The organism is Bernardetia sp., from assembly GCF_020630935.1.
In the GTDB taxonomy this organism is placed as follows: Bacteria; Bacteroidota; Bacteroidia; order Cytophagales; family Bernardetiaceae; genus Bernardetia.
The window spans coordinates 102,092-119,517 of sequence record NZ_JAHDIG010000002.1; the positions used below are offsets into that span (position 1 = coordinate 102,092).

14 protein-coding genes are annotated in these 17,426 nt (G+C 34.3%); 6 read left to right on the forward strand and 8 right to left on the reverse strand.

Annotated elements, in window-relative coordinates; genetic code table 11:
- Positions 1 to 99: 99 nt before the first annotated feature.
- The 3 genes from dapA (at position 100) to QZ659_RS01120 (ending at position 6,660) form a co-directional block, all read left to right on the forward strand.
- On the forward strand, positions 100 to 993 hold the full coding sequence (gene dapA, locus QZ659_RS01110; RefSeq protein WP_291720591.1) for a 4-hydroxy-tetrahydrodipicolinate synthase: 894 nt from the start codon (positions 100 to 102) through the stop codon (positions 991 to 993).
- Between the two features lie 873 nt (positions 994 to 1,866).
- A complete protein-coding gene (locus QZ659_RS01115; RefSeq protein WP_291720593.1) occupies positions 1,867 to 2,733 on the forward strand; it encodes a murein L,D-transpeptidase catalytic domain family protein in 867 nt (288 codons plus the stop codon).
- Positions 2,734 to 3,264: 531 nt separating this feature from the next.
- Positions 3,265 to 6,660, forward strand: a complete 3,396-nt coding sequence (locus QZ659_RS01120; RefSeq protein ID WP_291720596.1) for a GEVED domain-containing protein — start codon at positions 3,265 to 3,267, stop codon at positions 6,658 to 6,660.
- 105 nt (positions 6,661 to 6,765) lie between these two features.
- Here the strand turns inward: QZ659_RS01120 and QZ659_RS01125 are convergent, their stop codons facing one another.
- From QZ659_RS01125 to hutH, 3 genes are read right to left on the reverse strand one after another with little or no spacing between them, the layout of a single operon-like run.
- The gene (locus QZ659_RS01125) at positions 6,766 to 7,629 is read right to left on the reverse strand and encodes a UDP-2,3-diacylglucosamine diphosphatase (protein ID WP_291720599.1); all 864 of its coding nucleotides are present in this window, start codon (positions 7,627 to 7,629) and stop codon (positions 6,766 to 6,768) included.
- A 6-nt stretch (positions 7,630 to 7,635) separates the two neighbouring features.
- The gene (locus tag QZ659_RS01130; RefSeq protein ID WP_291720602.1) at positions 7,636 to 8,211 is read right to left on the reverse strand and encodes a hypothetical protein; all 576 of its coding nucleotides are present in this window, start codon (positions 8,209 to 8,211) and stop codon (positions 7,636 to 7,638) included.
- A gap of 10 nt (positions 8,212 to 8,221) precedes the next feature.
- The gene (hutH, locus tag QZ659_RS01135; protein WP_291720605.1) at positions 8,222 to 9,715 is read right to left on the reverse strand and encodes a histidine ammonia-lyase; all 1,494 of its coding nucleotides are present in this window, start codon (positions 9,713 to 9,715) and stop codon (positions 8,222 to 8,224) included.
- Positions 9,716 to 10,131: 416 nt separating this feature from the next.
- Between hutH and QZ659_RS01140 the strand changes: the two genes are divergently transcribed.
- Positions 10,132 to 10,593: a hypothetical protein gene (locus QZ659_RS01140; protein WP_291720608.1), complete on the forward strand. Its 462-nt coding sequence runs from the start codon at positions 10,132 to 10,134 to the stop codon at positions 10,591 to 10,593.
- Positions 10,594 to 10,696: 103 nt separating this feature from the next.
- On the forward strand, positions 10,697 to 11,170 hold the full coding sequence (locus tag QZ659_RS01145) for a hypothetical protein (RefSeq protein WP_291720611.1): 474 nt from the start codon (positions 10,697 to 10,699) through the stop codon (positions 11,168 to 11,170).
- Positions 11,171 to 11,175: 5 nt separating this feature from the next.
- Here the strand turns inward: QZ659_RS01145 and QZ659_RS01150 are convergent, their stop codons facing one another.
- The 5 genes from QZ659_RS01150 to QZ659_RS01170 form a co-directional block, all read right to left on the reverse strand.
- Positions 11,176 to 12,429, reverse strand: coding sequence for an ABC transporter permease (locus tag QZ659_RS01150; RefSeq protein ID WP_291720613.1), 1,254 nt, complete (start codon positions 12,427 to 12,429; stop codon positions 11,176 to 11,178).
- Positions 12,430 to 12,532: 103 nt separating this feature from the next.
- On the reverse strand, positions 12,533 to 14,353 hold the full coding sequence (locus QZ659_RS01155; RefSeq protein ID WP_291720616.1) for an ABC transporter ATP-binding protein: 1,821 nt from the start codon (positions 14,351 to 14,353) through the stop codon (positions 12,533 to 12,535).
- A gap of 219 nt (positions 14,354 to 14,572) precedes the next feature.
- A complete protein-coding gene (locus QZ659_RS01160; protein WP_291720619.1) occupies positions 14,573 to 15,472 on the reverse strand; it encodes an ADP-ribosylglycohydrolase family protein in 900 nt (299 codons plus the stop codon).
- Positions 15,469 to 15,822: a hypothetical protein gene (locus QZ659_RS01165; protein ID WP_291720622.1), complete on the reverse strand. Its 354-nt coding sequence runs from the start codon at positions 15,820 to 15,822 to the stop codon at positions 15,469 to 15,471. Before QZ659_RS01165 ends, QZ659_RS01160 begins: the two co-directional genes overlap by 4 nt.
- 93 nt (positions 15,823 to 15,915) lie before the next feature.
- Positions 15,916 to 16,605: an ATP-dependent Clp protease proteolytic subunit gene (locus tag QZ659_RS01170; RefSeq protein ID WP_291720625.1), complete on the reverse strand. Its 690-nt coding sequence runs from the start codon at positions 16,603 to 16,605 to the stop codon at positions 15,916 to 15,918.
- 398 nt (positions 16,606 to 17,003) lie between these two features.
- On the opposite strand from QZ659_RS01170, the gene QZ659_RS01175 reads away from it, so the two are divergent.
- A partial coding sequence (locus tag QZ659_RS01175; protein ID WP_291720627.1) for a hypothetical protein occupies positions 17,004 to 17,426 on the forward strand: 423 nt, incomplete at its 3' end.

The window sequence follows — 17,426 nt, forward strand, 5'->3', positions numbered from 1 at the left end:
TTACACTTTTTTCAGATATGAGGTATTTCTTAAACTGATTATTATAATTTAACTTTGTGAAAGCCATTTATAAGGTTCAATCTCATACTTAAAAAAATTATGAATACCAATATATTTAGAGGAACAGGTATTGCACTTGTTACTCCTTTTGATGAAAATAAAAATGTAGATTTTGATGCTCTCAAAAGACTACTTGAGCATACGCAAGACCATGTAGAATTTTGGGTAGTTCACGGCACAACAGGCGAGGCTGCTACTACTACAAGACAAGAAAAACGAGAAATTTTTGATTTCATTGCTGAAAATAATCCTAACAAATTGCCTTTAGTATATGGGTTGGCATGGAATGATACTCGTCAGCTTATAGAATTATTGGGAAAATCTAATTTAGAAGGTGTGTCAGCTATCTTATCTGCTTCTCCTTCCTACAACAAGCCAACACAAGAAGGAATTTATAGACATTATATGGAAGTGGCAGATGCAAGTCCAAAACCGATTATTCTCTATAATGTTCCTAGCCGAACAGCCTCAAATATTGAAGCCAAAACAACACTTCGTTTAGCAGAGCATCCAAACATTATTGGAACAAAAGAGGCATCTGGCGATATGACACAGTGCATTGAAATTTTGAGAAATAAGCCTAAAGATTTTGTTGTTTTGTCTGGTGATGATGCACTCACACTACCTCTCATTTCACTTGGTGCAGATGGTGTAATAGGTGTCATTCCAAATGCTTATCCAAAAGAATTTGGGAATCTTACTCGTGCTGCTTTGAAAGGAGATTACAAAACAGCTAATAAATATTTACATCAACTATTTCCTCTTTTCGAACATTTGTTTGTAGAAAGTAATCCTGTCGGAATCAAAGAAATCTTGACTTTGCTTGGTATTACAAAGTCAGATGTTAGGCTTCCTCTTCTAAATGCCTCAAAAGAACTAAGTGAAAAATTTAAAGTAGAAATGCAAAAGGTAAAATCGCTCCAAATAGCATAAAAATATTTTTTATGTATATTAGAATACATAATAGTATTACTTAAAAGTAAAATTATTTATTTATTGAATTAAATAAATTTTGAATTTTTTTAAACAAAACTTGGTAAAATACCGTTTATATAGTATAAGTTGGCTCAAAAGAGAGTTAGCTTACAACATCATTTTCACAACTCATAATGAGAAGAATTACTGTGAAGTAAAATTAATTTGAAATAGGTTTAATAAAATGCAAACAACATAAGTCTATGGATTTGAATACCATAGAAGTTTACACCGTTTGTAGCTTTTAAAGCTATTTTTATTTTACTTGTTATTCAAAAAGGAAAATGATAATGTTTTGGAAGAAACCGTTTTTAGATATTTTTCAAATGCGTAAAAGCTAATTGCAATTCTATTTTGTATGACATTGCGTCCATTTTCAAAGATTTGGAAGTAAAATCTCTAAATTTTGATAAAATCGTAAAGTTAGTTATAGTACAGAATTTAATACTAGAGTTAAGAAAACTGACTTAGTAGATTGTGATAAGGGATTTCGACGCTTATTCTTTAGTCTTGTTTTTTTATACTAAAAAAGTATGAAATTATAGGCAAAAATAAGTAGCATTTCTATCAACATGCTTTTACATCTAAGACTTTTTGATAAGTTGTGGTAATTATTATTACAATTAAAACTATCCTTCATGGCTTATCAGAAGATATAATTTAGTTTTGACTAAACTTGAGAAAGTTTGGTGGTTGTATCTTCAACTGAAAAAATATCCTTACGTAATGTACAACTTTAGTGTTTATGGAGAAATCTCTCTTTTGAGCCTTTCTAATATACCATAAAGACTTACAAATAATCATTCAATTCATTTAAACCAGAAAAACTGAATGCAAAGAATCGTATTGAGCGGCACTATCGCCGTACTCGTACTTCTTTTTTTCGGATTTTCTAAATTTTTTGCAACTGCTTCTAATCAGAACAGTTTGCTAGAAAGTGCATCAAAAGTCGATGCTTTTCCGTCAAAAGAACATGCTAAAATTGAGAACATCTCTATAGCTTTTGAAAATCATATTAAAGCTATGTATCAAAAGTTAAAATTGAAGAAGGCAGAATTAGATTATGTCCCATTCAAGACTGCTTACATAGGTTATCTTAATCTTAAAGCAAAGGGAGAACTCAAAAAAGAAATCTTGACAGTACTAGATTTTACAAAATCTTCTCGCTTTGAGCGCATGTGGATTATTGATATGAAGAATCAGAAATTAGTTCGTAGAGAGTTAGTAGCCCATGGCAAAAACTCTGGACATGATATGGTTACTTCATATTCAAACAAACGTGGTTCTAATCAAAGTAGTATGGGATTTTATGTAACTGATGCTCCATATATTGGTAAGAACGGAATTTCTCTTCTCATCAATGGAATGGATAAAGGCTATAATTGCCAAGCAAGAAATCGTGCAGTTGTTATGCATGGTGCAAATTATGTAAATCCAAAAACTATGAACCGTAATGGTAGATTAGGTAGAAGTTTTGGGTGTCCAGCTGTAGAAATGCACAAGGCACAAGAAATCATAGATTATGTTAAGAAAGGTTCTTGTTTGTTCATTTACTCTGGCAATGCAAAATATTTGCAGTCAAGTAAATGGTTAGATAATGACGGTGCAAAAACTTTTTTTGCTGAAAATATACAACACAACGCCACAAACGTACCGAGTACGGCAAGCGTTGAGGTTAAAAACAATAGCAAAGGGTAAATCTTGGCAGAAGATACAAAATAGCTGAACGGCTAACTACTTAGTAACCTATTTTTCTGTAAAGATTTAGAAAAAATCACTTGAAAGCTGATTTAACAGTTATTGTTTGAAAACGCTTCATAGTCGCAATGTTGTTGTTGTTTTCAACTTCGAAAATAAGATAGATAAAAATGGTATTATTCCATTTATCTGTTATATATAATAGCTCTTATCTCAAAGTCAATATATGGCTTTCCGATAAGGGCTATTATTTTTTTTGTCTAATTTTATCTATGTTTATTGTACTTTTCTAATATGTTGTGATGAAGTTATAAAGAGTATAAGTACTATAAAGGTTATGATAGAATATTTTGTGAAAATCAGTTTATTTAGAAATAAAATTCAGATAATTGTTGCTTTATAAAATTTTTATCTATATACTTGCGATATATTAAGATTTCGTACATCTGTTAGAAGTAATTGAAATCCTTCTATAAATTAACTCAATTAACTATAATTACCTTTTACCCCCTTTACATCACTCATTAAAATATGAAACTTAGAAAAAAGATAGGTTTAGCAGCCTTATTCGCAGGACTTAGCTTTACAGCTTATGGACAAAACCAACTTGAAAAGCAGAGAATACTCTCACAAACAAATGTTCAGAAACTGCAACAAATTGCTAAGACAAATACAACACTTTACAAAAAGCGCAAAGCTGAAGCCATTGAGTTTGCTAAAAAGAACAATTTAGAAGTCTTCAAAACCTTAGAAGATGGAAGAGTAGCTGAACTTCAATTCATAGACAGATTTGGAAATCCTATCTACTATGTAACAATGAGTAACTTAAATGCTGCCAAAACAACAAAAGCAGACAGACTTTGGACAGGGGGAAGTGCAGGCTTAAACCTTAACGGACAAGGAATGATTGTAGGAGAGTGGGATGGAGGTCCTATTCGTTCTACACACCAAGAGTTTGGAAATAGAGTTATTCAAAAAGACGGTGTACCTTTTACATCTGCTAATGGAAACAACGACCACGCAACGCACGTAGCAGGAACAATGATGGCTTCTGGTGTAACTTCTAGTGCAATAGGTGCAGCCCACCAATCTACACTTTGGGCAAATGAGTGGAACAACGACGAATCAGAAGCAACTAGCCAAGCTGCACAAGGTCTAATTCTCTCTAATCACTCTTACGGATACAATGCACAATATCTTTCTACGTATCAGTTTGGTTACTATGATGACCAAGCAGCTACTTGGGATGAGATTACATATAATGCTCCTTATTACCTTCCTGTAAAAGCAGCAGGTAATGATAGAGGACGATACAATACTGGTAAAGGTGGATATGACCTAGTAACAGGTTTTGCAACTTCAAAAAATGCACTTGTTGTGGCAGCTGTTTCAGCAGTAACTAATTATACAAGCCCAAGTAGTGTAAGCATGTCTAGTTTTAGTTCTTGGGGACCAACTGACGACGGACGTATCAAACCAGATATTTCGGGATGTGGTGTAAGTGTATATTCTACATCTAGTTCTGGAAATACATCCTACAATACAAAGTCAGGTACATCAATGGCAAGTCCTAACGTAACAGGGTCGTTATTACTTGTTCAACAACATTACAAAAACTTAAATAACGGTCAGTTTATGCGCTCGGCTACGCTTAGAGGTTTAGCTATTCATACAGCAGCAGAAGCTGGTAATGCAGACGGACCAGATTATCGTTTTGGATGGGGATTATTAGATGCTGAAAATGCTGTAAATCTTATCTCTAATGTAGGAACAAGTTCATTAATTGATGAACGAGTACTTAACAACAATGGAACATACTCAGTACAAGTAACTGCAACAGGCTCTGAACCATTGGAAGTTACAATCGCTTGGACAGACCTTAAAGGTACTCCTGTTTCGGGAAGTCAAGTAGATAATGGAGCTATTATGCTTGTTAATGATTTAGACGTACGTGTAGCAGGTGGAGGAACAACAAACTTTCCTTGGGTATTGAACCCTGCTTCTCCAAACAGTGCAGCTACTAAAGGAGACAACTTCAGAGATAATGTAGAAAAAGTATATATCCCTAACCCAGTAGCAGGACAAACTTATACTATCACAGTTTCACACAAAGGTTCTTTACAATCTGGTTCACAAGCCTACTCTTTGATTGTATCGGGAGGAACTTCTGGAGGAACTACACCAGTATGTGCTGTACCAGGTGGATTGAACTCTTCAAATGTTACAAATACATCTGCAACAGTTAGTTGGAGTTCTGTAAGTGGAGCAACTAGCTACGACCTTCGTTATCGTGCAACAGGATCTGCTTCTTGGACAAATGTAAATGGTCTTACTTCTACATCAAGAAATCTATCAAGTCTTACACTTGGTACAGAATATGAATTCCAAGTTCTTACAAATTGTGCTGATGGCTCAAGTGTTTATTCTACAAGTGCAACCTTTACAACTACTGGAGGAATTATAATACCAACTTATTGTGAATCTAAAGGAAATAATAGTTCTTATGAGTGGATTGCAGGTGTACAGATTGGTTCTTTGAACAGAACAAGTGGAAACGATGGTGGTTATTCAGACCAAACTTCTACTACTGTAAATTTAGCTCAAGGAAGTACGAATGCTGTAACACTTACACCAGGTTTTTCTGGAAGTTCTTACAATGAATATTGGAAAGTTTGGATTGACTTCAATAAAGATGGAGACTTTGAAGACTCTGGCGAATTAGTTTTTGACGCAGGTTCTATGAGCAGCTCTGCTGTATCTGGTACATTGGATATTAGCCCTAGTGCAGCTACTGGTACAACTCGTATGCGTGTATCTATGAAATACAATGGCGCACAAAATTCTTGTGAAACATTTACTTACGGCGAAGTAGAAGATTATTCAGTAAATATTACAGAAAGCTCAACACCTTCTTGTGGTGTACCTACAGGTTTAGCTACTTCTAATGTTACAACTAGCACATTTACGGCTTCTTGGTCAGCAGTTGCTGGAGCATCTTCTTATGATGTACAGGTTCGCACTAGTGGTGGTGCTTGGTCTCCATTCAATGCTACATCAACGTCTCTTAATTTAACAGGTGCTTCTCCTTCTACAACGTATGAAGTACAAGTTCGTGCAAACTGTTCGGGTGCTTCAAGTGCATATTCTGCAAGTGTATTTGTTACTACTTCTGCACCTCCAGTATTAAACTATTGTGATTCTAAAGGCAATAGTGTAGCTGATGAGTGGATTCAGCGTGTACGTGTAGGTTCTATTGATAATAACTCTGGTTCGAATGGTGGTTATGCAGATTTTACCAATCTTTCTACTACCCTTACAAAAGGAACTTCTTATACTATTACAATTGACCCTGCTTGGTCTGGAAGAACATATAGCGAAGCCTACAATGTTTGGATTGATTATAATCAAGACGGAGATTTCAATGATGCTGGTGAAGAAGTTTACTCACGTGCTCGCACAACAAGTACATCTGTAAGTGGTTCATTCACAATTCCTACTTCTGCTGCTAATGGAACAACTCGTATGCGTGTAACAATGAAGTACAATGCAAATGCAACTTCTTGTGAGACATTCTCTTACGGTGAAGTAGAAGATTATACTATCGTAATCAACACATCTACACAAGCGAATTTACACCCAGTAGCTAGTAGCCCAGTGTATGCTACGTTTGATGATGCAGTTGAAAGTCCAGATTTTGCATTTGTTGCTTATCCAAATCCTGCTAGTTCTTCATTGAACATCAAATTAGGTTACTTTGGAGTTGAGTCTGAATTGGTAGTATATAGCATTACAGGTGCTGAAATGATACGTACATCTCTTAGCGAGCAAAACACAACACTTGATATATCAAAACTTGCAAAAGGAATGTATATCTTGAGTGTAAATAGTGGACGCAAAGTAGAGACAATCAAATTCATTAAAGAATAAGATTTTAAATCTAAATTGATATACTTAAAAGGCGATTCATTTCTGAATCGCCTTTTTTTGTCTTTATAAACAAGTCAAAGGCAAGCCTTTTGACCTACGCTACAATTATTCATTTGTATCAACAATCCACTCTGTATTAGCTTCAAAACAGTGACGTTTGAATGCTGCGTTACCTTCTTCATTTGCTTCAAAAGTAAGATAGGTAAAATGGTTCATCCATTCGCCTGTATTGAAGTAATAGCTTTTTTGGCTATCTATTGTCTTACTCATTTCTATCATTAGAGGTAAATGTCGGTGTCCGAAAACGTAGTAATCTTGTGGGTTTTGCTGATGAAGCTCGTTGCAATAATTCCAAATCCACTCGTTTGCTTTTCCTGTATAACCATCTATTTTTTTCTCCTTCTTAGGATTCTGATTTGGCTTTTTTGACGGTTTACGGCTATTTGACCAAAAATGAGCCAAGCCTATTCCGATATTAGGATGCAGCCATTCGAAGAAAAAGCGACAAACAGGATTAGTAAAAAGAGCCTTTTTCAAAAACTTATACGCATAATCTCCATTTCCTAAACCGTCGCCATGTCCTAAATGAATTTTTTTATCATTCCACGTTACAAACTGGGGTTTATGATAGACTTTTACACCTAATTCTTCCTCAAAATAACCAAACATCCATAAGTCGTGATTGCCTGTAAAGAATACAACATCAATTCCACTATCTGTAATTTCTGCTATTTTGCCCTGTAAGCGAACAAAACCTTTTGGAACAGCTTTTTTATACTCATACCAAAAATCAAAAATATCTCCTAACAGAATAATAAGTTCGGCATCTTGGCGAACCATCTCTAGCCAGCGCAGAATTTTTTTTTCTCTTTCTAGAGAATCTTTTCCTTCAATATCTTTAGAATAGCCTAAATGAAAATCAGAGGCAATGTATATTTTTTTTGACGTTGGTAATTGAATATGGTGCATATTTTTCTATAAACTTTTGAGAAGTTCGTTCCATTTTTCTTTGTGAACTTTCTTTAGTTCAGTATCATTCTGAACAAGCAGACTATATTTTTCTATAAAATCACTTAAAGAATTAATTAATCGAAGGTAATATTTGATGGTGGGCAAAATCCCATCTACAATTACTTCACAGTCTGTTTTGGCTTTTATTTCTGTACAAAACTGTTCAATTTTTTCCATCTCTTGAACATCATGGGAAAGTAGATAAAATCTGTCTATTTTGTGTTTTCCTATAATTTTAGAAATAGATTTTATAGTTTCTAAGCCAATAGGAGAGTGTAGCTGAATTTTATAGTATTCAACTACTTTTCTCCCTTTTTTTGTTTTAAAATTATTCTCTAAACCCTTTGAGGTAATTACACTTTCCAAAGGTTCTACTTTACTATTTTCATACCTACTTATCTCACTTACTAAACATTCAAGTATAGCATATAGAGCCAAACTAGGCAACTTAACATCAACAGAAGTATTGTAATTATGAAAAAAGTGCCTATCTAATACGATATAAATGTCTTGTAAATTATATTCGTTTGAGGTTTTCATATTGTATATCTCAAATAGTTTCTATAAAATCAACACTTTTCATTATATCATCGTGTAAAACTCTGTCTTTTTGTAGTGGCTTGACATTTTTTCTGTATTCTGCTAAAAATTCTTCTAGCTCATCAGAAGTTTTGAGAGGGCGTCTAAACTCTATGGCTTGCGCTGCTGCCATAAGTTCTATCGCTAAAATACGTTTCACATTTTGCAGGACTTTATACAACTTTGTCGCTGCATTTGCCCCCATACTGACATGGTCTTCTTGTCCTTTTGATGAAATAATGCTATCCACACTTGCAGGAGTACAGAGTTGTTTGTTTTGACTTACAATAGAAGCTGCTGTATATTGTGCTATCATCATTCCAGAATGAAGCCCAGAGTCGTGTACTAAAAAAGGAGGTAAGTTTCGCTCTCCTGCCATTAATAAATAGGTTCTTCGTTCTGAAATACTTCCAAGTTCTGCCAAAGCAATGGCTGCAAAATCTAATGAAATAGCTAAAGGCTGTCCGTGAAAATTTCCTCCAGAGAGAATTACATCTTCATCTGGAAAAACATTCGGATTGTCTGTAACCGAATTAATCTCACACTCAAAAACAGAATTGATATAATCAAAAGCACCTTTACTTGCTCCGTGTACTTGTGGCATACAGCGAAAAGAATAAGGGTCTTGTACGTGTGCTTTTGGTTGGAGCATAATTTCGCTTCCTTCTAAAAGTTCTCTAATATTTTTTGCTGTTCGGATTTGTCCTGCATGAGGACGGATTTTGTGAGTAAGTGCATTGAAAGGTTCAGAACGACATAAAAAAGCATCTGCCGAGAGCGCACCAATCGTATCACTTAAAGTATTCATTTTTTCAGCCTCCACCATACATGCCACACCGTAAGCACTCATAAACTGCGTTCCGTTGAGCATTGCTAGTCCTTCTTTAGCTTTGAGTTGAATAGGTTTCCAGTTTTTTTGTTTTAAAACATCTTCCGTTTTTTTCTTTTGATATGTTCCTTTTTTATTTTTCATCCAAACTTCTCCCATTCCAATAATAGGTAATGCAAGATGCGCTAAAGGAGCTAAATCGCCAGAAGCTCCTAATGAACCTAGTTCATAGACAACAGGCAAAATATCTTCATTGTAAAAATCTACAAAACGCTCTACTGTTTGAAGTTGAACTCCAGAGTGTCCGTAAGAAAGCGACTGAATTTTGAGAAGGAGCATCAAACGTATGATAAAAGCAGGTACTTCATCACCCACTCCACAAGCATGAGACATCACTAGGTTTTCTTGTAGTTCATTGATTTGGTCTTTCGGAATCTTATAATTACATAAATATCCAAAACCTGTATTGACACCATAAACGGCTTCCTCACTTTTTGTAACAAGGTTTTCTAAGTAGGATTGTGCTTTTTTTATTTGTGATTTGCTTTCTTCTGATAGTTCTATTTTTGTATGAGATTTGGTAATCTGATACATTTCTTGAATGGAAATGGTTTTGTTCGATATTTGGTGAGTCATAAGCCGTACTAATTTGTATATGTGTTTTTCTAGTATTTATTTCTAAGGAAAAATAAAGTTACGAAACTAGAAAAACGATACAAACTTTTTAGCTAAAAGTATAGAGAAGTTGTGAAAAGAATATTATAACAACAAGGTTATACTCTAGCTTGTCTGCTTAAAAAGCTTTATGTATAAAAATAAACCAAACTCATTTTTAAGTTAAAAAAAACACTTTTTCTTTTATTTATTGCAGTACATTAAAAAATGCTTACGTACTTCATAAAAAAAGTAATCTTAAAAAAATACTATGTATAATTACTTAATCTTTACGTTAGCAAGTAAAAAAAATAATCTTTTTATATTTATTCATTATAAACTAAAAAAAAATGAAAAAAATATTTTTTTCAGTCTTTGTATGCCTTACATTTCTATGTATGAAATGTAAAGATGAAATAGAACCTATAGACCTACTCCCATCAGCAACACAAACAGGAAAAAATACTTTTGGCTGTTTGATAAACGGAGAACCATTTACACCAGATGAATTAGCTTCGTCATTGAGTGTGCAATATTCCTCCAATGACGAGAAGTATTTTTACCTATCGGCTATCAGAAATACAGATAATATTATTGTGAGTCCAGCATTTGGGGTAGTAAACCTACCTATAGTAGAAGGTAAAAGATATAACTTATCTATAAAAGAAGAAGATGATGCATATGGTTTGCTATACATAAAATCAGAGTTTATATACACCTATAAAAATTATGGAGAGCTATTTATAAGCAAACACGATACTGAGAGGCGAATCATATCAGGAACTTTTTGGTTTAATGCTAGAAGTAGAACAGCAGCACTATATCGTATTACTGAAGGACGCTTTGACATCAAGTATTAATTTTATTTTTGCTAAACCTAACCATTTTTATTCATTTACTAAACCACTTAATACAATGAAAAAACTACTTTTTTCCCTCTTCATATGCCTTACATTTCTATGTATGAAATGCGAAGAACAAACCCCAAAAGACCCTATAGATCTACTCCCACCAGCTACCCAAATAGGAGAAAACACTTTCGGCTGTCTTGTGGATGGAGAATCTTTTACACCTGATGGTAGTCCCAATTCTTTTAGTGGTAGCTACAATTTTCATGATGGAGGATATGATTTGATAGTAGGAGGAGGAAACAGTCAAAAAGATGAAATATCAGGGGTAAGTGTTGGGACTGAAAGTTTATCTATAAATACTGGAGAAAAATATAGTTTATTTACTAGAACGAGTGGTAACGCTTATGGTTCTGTGTATCGTTCTTCTAACACTTCTTATACTTCATCAGAATATTCAGGAGAACTTTTTATAAGCAAACACGACCCAGAGAATCGTATCATATCAGGCACTTTTTGGTACGATATAAAAGATGCTTTTGGAGATGTCCACGAAATACGAGAAGGTCGCTTTGATATTAAATACTGAGTTTTTTACACCGAACGCATCGCCTCCACAGGGTCTAAACGTGCTGCTAATATAGCAGGAATTATTCCTGCTATAATTCCGATAATAGTAGCTACGCTTACTCCTAATATCATATTTTTGAGGGAAAGCGAAATAATAAAGGTATCACTAGAAAAGAAAGATAGAAAAGATACCAAAATAAGTCCTCCAATTCCTCCAATGATACAGAGTAAAATTGCTTCTAGTAAGAATTGCCATAAAATAAAGCCCTGTTTTGCTCCCAGTGCCTTCTGAACGCCTATGAGCGACGTACGTTCCTTTACAGAAACAAACATAATATTAGCAATGCCAAAGCCTCCTACCAAGATAGAGAAAAAGCCTATTGCCCAGCCTGCTAATGTCAGAACTCCAATAACACCGTCTAAAAATGTAGCAAACTGTTCTGGACGGTTGAGAGCAAAGTTTTCTTCTTGTTTGGGGCGTAAACCTCTTTTTATTCTTAAAAGTCCAGTAATTTCTCCCTGTACGTTTTGTAAATCTTTATCTGATTCAAATCCTTTTATGGAAATGGTGGGTTGTATGCCTGTTTTGCCTTCTGGAATCATCTTGGCAAGTGTGTAGTAAGGCATAAGGGTAATATTGTCGTTGCTTGGAGCATCCAAAAGGTTGTCTCCTTGTTTTTTCAGTACGCCAATTACTCTAAATTTTCGTCCCTTCAATCTAATAACTTTATCAATTACGCTTTCTATATTTTCTTCTCCAAATAAATCTTTTGCTACTGTATTTCCTAAAATAACTACTTCTACGGCTCTATCTACTTCAATTTGTGTAAAATAACGTCCGTATTCGATGGGGATATCACTGACAATATTGTGTTGGAAGGTAATTCCTTGAACAGTAAGACCAGAAAGACTATTTTTTTTATGTTTTGCTGTAAAGCCAGAACGAACAGCAAAAACGGAAACAGCCTGCGCTTCTGTTAGATTTTTTTCTAGGAAACGAAACTCTTCCATACTAGGGTCTGGACGATTGATATATTTCCACCACGGATAGTTAGATTGGAAAATCCAAGGCATCTTTTGAATATAAATTACGTCTTCCCCTAAAAATGATAAGCTGCCTTTGATTCCTTTTTCTAATGCATCTACAAAAGTAAGCACGCCAATAATGGCAAAAATACCGATAGTAACACCCAAAAGAGAAAGGAGGGTACGTAAAAGATTACTTTTCAATGCCCCTGTTGCCATAGAAAGGCTTTCCAACCAAAGCGAAAAATTCATAGTTGTCTTATTTCTTGTATTATAATTACTATAAAGTAAGTAGCTTATGAAATGAAAATATTACAACTTGAAGTCTGAAAAGGTTTTGTTTTACCTAAGTTTATCAACCAGACTTTTGAAGTTTTCTTTTGAGCATAATTCTTCTGATGGTGTCTAAATCTCCTCTCGGAATGGCTTTTATAAGGTCTCTTGTATAGGTTCGTTTTGGCTTTTCATAAATGTCTTCTGAAAAACCTGTTTCTACAATTTGTCCATCTTTCATTACCAAAATACGGTCGGCAATAAACTTGACAACTGCCAAATCGTGAGAAATAAAGATATAAGTAAGGTTAAATTTCTCCTTTAAATCATTCAGAAGATTCAAAACTTGTGCTTGTACAGAAACATCAAGTGCAGAAACGGATTCATCACATATAATAAATTTAGGTTGCAAGGCAAGCGCACGAGCAATACAGATACGCTGACGCTGTCCTCCAGAAAATTCGTGTGGATAACGATTGAAGTGGTAGGCGTTTAGGTTTACAGTCTCTAAAAGTTCAATAACATAGGCTCTTCGTTCTTTGTCATTGTTCATGATTCCGTGTATTCGCATCGGTTCCATGATAATTTCTCCGATGGTCATTCTTGGATTGAGAGAGCCATAAGGGTCTTGAAAGATAATTTGAATATCCTTTCTGATAGCACGCATTTCTTTCTGATTGAGGTCTAAGATATTTTTGCCTTCAAAAATAATTTCTCCAGAAGTAGGTTCTACTAATCTTAAAAGACTTCTGCCCAATGTAGATTTTCCACAACCCGATTCGCCTACCAAGCCCAAAATTTCTCCTGGATAAACATCAAAAGATACATCATTGACAGCCTTTACGGTTTCTTTTTTATTGGAAAAGAATCCTTTTGTTTTGATAAATTCTTTTGTAAGGTTTTTTACTTGCACTAAAGGCATTTGTTGTACTAATTTTTCATGGCGTTTTCTTAGTTCGGCTTCGCTTTGAAAGTTGAGCATTAGAGCCTGTCCGACAGACTGAAACTTGGCTTCTGTAATTTCTGAAATATTTCCGTGTTCGTCGGTTGCCATAAAGTCAGATACTACTGGCAAAACACGTAATTTTAAATCTAAACGAGGACGACACGCCAAAAGTCCTTTTGTATAAGGGTGTTGAGGGTTGGAAAAAATATCCCATACAGCACCTTCTTCCACAATTTCGCCTTGATACATCACAATAATTCTGTCAGCAAATTCTGCCACTACTCCTAAGTCATGCGTAATAAAAACCACTGACATATCTTCTGTTTCTCTAAGCTCTCTCAAAATTTCCAAAATAGCAGCCTGTACAGTTACGTCAAGTGCCGTAGTGGGTTCATCTGCAATGAGCAGGAGTGGATTACAGGCAAGAGCCATAGCTATCATAACACGCTGTTTTTGTCCACCCGAAACTTCATGAGGATAAGCACTATAAATTCTTTCTGGGTTAGTGAGATGAACTTTTTCAAAAAGTTGCAATACTCGCTGTTTGGCAGCTTTCTTTGTAATGTTTTCGTGTTTTAGAATCGATTCTAAGACTTGATTTCCACACGTAAAGACAGGATTGAGGGAAGTCATAGGCTCTTGAAAAATCATAGATATTTCTCCACCTCTCAGATAACGCAGCTTTTCAAAAGGAATTTTTAATAAATCTACTTCTCCATATTCCCTAGAATTGAATAAAATTTCGCCTTCTGTATTACAATAAGGAGCGTGTGGCAAAAGACGCATCATAGAAAGGGACGTAACCGTTTTACCCGAGCCCGACTCTCCTACAATACCGACAGTTTCCCCTTTTTTTAGCTTTAAGTTTACGTTTTTTACAGCCTTATGATGTCCATTTTCTCCCTTGAAAAGAACAGATAGGTTATTTATTTCAATTAAATTAGGATTATCAGACATAGATAATTAATTAATATTCTCAATGGAAATATTTGTATAGAAATACTTATTTTCCAATCATCAACGAGTTTGAAAACAGTGTTAAAGACAAAAAAAGTCTAATTCGACGACAAGTTACTTAAAAATAGCTATTCTTTCTATCAAATGAAAATGAGAAATCCATTATGAAAGCAATTTTATTAGCGAATGGTTGGTGTAAATCCTAACAGTAAGAAGGATTTAACAGTACTTGAAGTTAAACTTATTTATATTTTCTTCAATCCATTCATATTCTTTCAAAGTTTCTAATTTTTCTATCAAGTTTTTAGGTATTTCGTTATATCCAATGAGTGTTCCTGCAATTTGTCTAGCCATAGAACAGTTGGTGTCTGTATCACCTCCAATGTCAATAAGCCAGTTGTACATTTTTTCTATGCCAATTTTCTTTACTTTATTAGCTGCTGCAATTGCCAAAGGCACAGAGTTTACAACATATCCATCATTACCAAACTTTCCAATTTCTGAAAGATTGTCTATATTTTTGATTTCAATGAGCCTGTCTCTAACTCTTGTGTCTGGAAGTTGAGGAATTATTAAATCTATTAGGTTTGTTTCTCCTTGCCAGTTTTTTCTTAGTATTTCTCTGATAGCAATGATAATACATTTTGCTCCAATATATGCTTCATCGTTATTATGAGTAATGATAGAAATATCTCTGATTTGAGAGTAGTTTATATCTTCCATAAAAGCAAGGGAAGCAATTCGCATAGCTGCTCCATTTCCTGCTGCATATTCTCCTTTTCTGCCTGCCTTGCTCCAATGCACGCCATACTCTAATTCTCTCAATGCTTTTAAAGTGCTTGCTCCAAGTCCTCTCAATTTTCTTTGATTATAATATTTTAAAAACTGTTGTACTACTGCTTCTGGGTTAATATTTTTATCATCAATCATAGCCTCAGCAGTAGCTAAAGTGAGTTGTGTATCATCCGTAATTTTCCATTTTGGTTCTCTTGCTTTTGGCTTACCATAAAGATAAATTACATCTTCTTTTTCTTTTACTTGATTTTCATAGGCACTACCAAACGCATCTCCCATTGCTCCACCAATAATGCATCCTTTAAATCTTTCTGCTTTTGTCATTTGTTTTTATTAAAAAAATAAATCAAGTTAGTTACCAATATTCCCAAAATTAAAATTAAGTTGAGAGAAAAAAACTGAATAGCTTGGCGAGATACATATGAAAAATACACTAGCAAACCAAAGAATAATACTCCTGCAACAACACCATTAACTAATAAAGAGTAAGTTTCTTTTGATAGAGAAGTCATGACAATGACTAAAATAGCAATCATATATAGCATTATGATTCCGTAATCAAAACTGCTAGATTCTTGAATAGATACATGACCTCCTAAATTTAAGGCAAAACCGAAAAACACAAACTGTATAAAGCTGACAATTATTAGAATAATTGCAAAAAATAGTCTCATTAGATTTCAAATTTATTGATAAAATTAAAAAAGCATTTCCCTACTAAAATATAGTAAGAAAATGCTTTTTGTTGAAAGATAGTTGAATGACTATTATTTCTTGCGTTCCAACACCTCATCAATCAAACCATACTCTTTTGCTTCTGGCGCAATCATCCAATAATCACGGTCAGCATCTCTTTCTACTGTATCGTAATCTTTTCCACTGTGGTCAGCCAAAATTTGAGTCAATTCTTTCTTGACAAGCAAAATTTGTTTTGCCGTAATTTCAATGTCAGAAGCCTGTCCTTGAATACCTCCAAGTGGTTGGTGAATCATCACACGAGCATGAGGAAGAGCAGCACGCTTACCTGCCTGTCCTGCAGTAAGCAAAACAGCTCCCATAGAAGCTGCTAATCCTGTACACACAGTAGATACATCTGGTTTTACATATTGCATCGTGTCATAAATACCCAAGCCTGCATACACAGAACCACCAGGGCTATTTATATACATCAGAACATCTTTATCTGGGTCTGCTGATTCTAAAAATAAGAGTTGAGCAACAATAATATTAGAAATGTGATCATCTACACCTGTACCAAGGAAAATGATTCTATCCATCATGAGGCGAGAGAATACATCAATTTCTTGGAAATGAGTTGTTCTTTCCTCAATGATTGATCTAGTCATATTTTGTACATTATATTTTGCATATCCTTCTAACGTAGTAGTAGGAATATTTTGATGTCCGTGAGCAAATTTATAAAATTCGCTATTATGAAATTTCTTTGGGTCAAACATATAAAAATGGTTTTTGTATTAATATTAGAGCTTTTTTTTAAAATATGTCTTTCAAACCGTAAACGAGATGTAAATTTATCGTTGTAGGGAGGTTATCCTCGCTGACGGCTGTAGCCTCAACGACGGTTATCTTTCTATATTTTGTTAGTCTTTTTGCCTAACTTACGAAAGTTTTTACTAAAATAAAGCCGTTATCCTAGCAACTGACAAATAGACAGTTGAGTTAATGGACAATTCTATAATGAAAAATGGATAATTGTTGAGTTTTGTATAGTCAGAATTTTATGTCTCCTTGATAAAGGAAATATACAATTATGAATTATTTTTGTTTTGAAATTTAAGAACTTTCAAAATTTTAATCGCCTTATATTTCATTTTTTTTGGTAAAAATATCCACAATGAATCCTGCCTTTTCCTCATTTTCTGAAAAATATTTTCCTACACTGCATTTAGTGAAGTTTTCGGCTACACAATTTCAGCTTTGGGATAATTATAGTATAGCTTGGGCAAAAATTGAGATACAAGAAGAAAAAGTCAAAATTATTTCTATTCATCAAAAATCTATTCAGATTGCAGAATTGGATAGTATAAACGAAGAGAAAAATCAGTTTTTAGAAGAATTAAGTAGTTTGGTAACAGACTTTCATACCATTACAATTTCCCTTTTAGAAAAAACACAAAACGATTTTTTAGATAGAAAAAAAGAACTTGAAAAGCAGTTCCGAAAAGGGTTTTCTGCGAAAGAAAATGAGAGTTTACAGCCTGTTGTTCAGCTTTTAGAGGAAGGAGGACATTCGGTGTATCTACTGCCAAAGTGGATT

Bases quoted from the DNA above. Each gene is read 5' to 3' on its own strand.
- dapA (WP_291720591.1), top strand. From the start codon at position 100: ATGAATACCAATATATTTAGAGGAACAGGTATTGCACTTGTTACTCCT.
- QZ659_RS01115 (WP_291720593.1), top strand. From the start codon at position 1,867: ATGCAAAGAATCGTATTGAGCGGCACTATCGCCGTACTCGTACTTCTT.
- QZ659_RS01120 (WP_291720596.1), top strand. From the start codon at position 3,265: ATGAAACTTAGAAAAAAGATAGGTTTAGCAGCCTTATTCGCAGGACTT.
- QZ659_RS01125 (WP_291720599.1), bottom strand. From the start codon at position 7,629: ATGCACCATATTCAATTACCAACGTCAAAAAAAATATACATTGCCTCT.
- QZ659_RS01130 (WP_291720602.1), bottom strand. From the start codon at position 8,211: ATGAAAACCTCAAACGAATATAATTTACAAGACATTTATATCGTATTA.
- hutH (WP_291720605.1), bottom strand. From the start codon at position 9,715: ATGACTCACCAAATATCGAACAAAACCATTTCCATTCAAGAAATGTAT.
- QZ659_RS01140 (WP_291720608.1), top strand. From the start codon at position 10,132: ATGAAATGTAAAGATGAAATAGAACCTATAGACCTACTCCCATCAGCA.
- QZ659_RS01145 (WP_291720611.1), top strand. From the start codon at position 10,697: ATGAAATGCGAAGAACAAACCCCAAAAGACCCTATAGATCTACTCCCA.
- QZ659_RS01150 (WP_291720613.1), bottom strand. From the start codon at position 12,429: ATGAATTTTTCGCTTTGGTTGGAAAGCCTTTCTATGGCAACAGGGGCA.
- QZ659_RS01155 (WP_291720616.1), bottom strand. From the start codon at position 14,353: ATGTCTGATAATCCTAATTTAATTGAAATAAATAACCTATCTGTTCTT.
- QZ659_RS01160 (WP_291720619.1), bottom strand. From the start codon at position 15,472: ATGACAAAAGCAGAAAGATTTAAAGGATGCATTATTGGTGGAGCAATG.
- QZ659_RS01165 (WP_291720622.1), bottom strand. From the start codon at position 15,822: ATGAGACTATTTTTTGCAATTATTCTAATAATTGTCAGCTTTATACAG.
- QZ659_RS01170 (WP_291720625.1), bottom strand. From the start codon at position 16,605: ATGTTTGACCCAAAGAAATTTCATAATAGCGAATTTTATAAATTTGCT.